Below are 557 nucleotides of genomic sequence, written 5' to 3'. Positions count from 1 at the left end.
GCCGAGGTCAGCGGGCTGCTGCCGTCAGCGTTGCCGCCGTCGGTAGCGGTGTAGGTGAAGTCCGCGGTGCCGTGGAAGTCCGCGTTTGGTTTGAAGTAAACCGTGGCTTCGCCGTTGACCGCGTCAATTGAGCCAGTCACCGGTTTGGTCATGGCGGCGTCGGTGTAGAACGTGCCGTTGGTTGGCGTGCCGACGGTGAACGATTTCACGTCCGTCGGGCTGTCTACGTCGGTGGCGGACAGTTTGACCGCGATGCCTACGCTTGGATCTTCAGCACCGGTCGCGCTAGTGGCTTCAGCCACCGGCGCGTCGTTGACCGGGGTCACGGTGATGGTGCCGTTGGCTGGCGCCGAAGTCAGCGGGCTACTGCCGTCAGCGTTGCCGCCGTCGGTGGCGGTGTAAGTGAAGTTCGCGGTGCCGTGGAAGTCCGCGTTTGGCTTGAAGTAAACGGTCGCTTCGCCGTTGACCGCGTCAATTGAGCCAGTCACCGGTTTGGTCATGGCGGCGTCGGTGTAGAACGTGCCGTTGGTTGGCGTGCCGACGGTGAAGGACTTCAC

At 63.4% G+C, this 557-nt stretch carries 1 protein-coding gene; it reads right to left on the bottom strand.

Annotation, left to right across the window (positions count from 1 at the left end; translation table 11 throughout):
* A partial coding sequence (locus ACP7CJ_RS28865) for an Ig-like domain-containing protein (protein WP_426103255.1) occupies window positions 1–557 on the bottom strand: 557 nt, incomplete at both ends.

It is taken from the genome of Pseudomonas sp. PSPC3-2, from assembly GCF_049897085.1.
Classification (GTDB): Bacteria; Pseudomonadota; Gammaproteobacteria; order Pseudomonadales; family Pseudomonadaceae; genus Aquipseudomonas; species Aquipseudomonas paraveronii.
Note: the sequence above shows the minus strand (reverse complement) of the source record. Positions and strands in the feature narration are given on the sequence as shown.